Source organism: Hydrotalea sp. (assembly GCF_049968455.1).
GTDB lineage: Bacteria > Bacteroidota > Bacteroidia > Chitinophagales > Chitinophagaceae > Hydrotalea.
In genome coordinates, this window is sequence record NZ_JBMFQT010000066.1 from 1 (window position 1) to 564 (window position 564).

Consider the following 564-nt stretch of genomic DNA (forward strand, 5'->3'; position numbering starts at 1 on the left):
GTACAATAACATATTGGTTATTATCTAATGGTATAGATGCAGATTACTATGAAACAAATGAATATTACAAAGATGTAGCATTTACATTATTTGGTATTGAAAGCATAGATAAAATAGAATGGAAAAATTATGATATAATTATAGTTGGTAATTATGATAGACATGCTATAGAATTACCACTAAATATAGATTACATAATATTTATACCAGAAGATAATGGTTTAACAGCAGTTAATAAACTAAATGCAAATTATGTATATGAATTAAATGAGCAAATATTGCCTGCTAATAAGTTTGGCAAAATAGTAGATATAGCAATACCGATTAATAACAACTTCGTTTTACATTTAGCAGAATTAGTTAAAAATATATATGAGCGTAAATACTTTGTTGCTTCTTCAATTAAATTAAAAGCAGAAAAAGAATCATTAATAGAGAAAAGTAATAATGTTATTAAAAAGTATTTTGTATTCCATAATATATTTACAGAAAAGCAATTTGAAGTTATCAATGAAGGTAGTGATAAAAGAGTTTTACTTACAGACCATTTTGAATTAGTAAGAA

1 protein-coding gene is annotated in these 564 nt (G+C 23.8%); it reads left to right on the forward strand.

The features are described from left to right. A partial coding sequence (locus tag ACP5P5_RS13720) for a hypothetical protein (protein WP_428286682.1) occupies positions 1–564 on the forward strand: 564 nt, incomplete at both ends.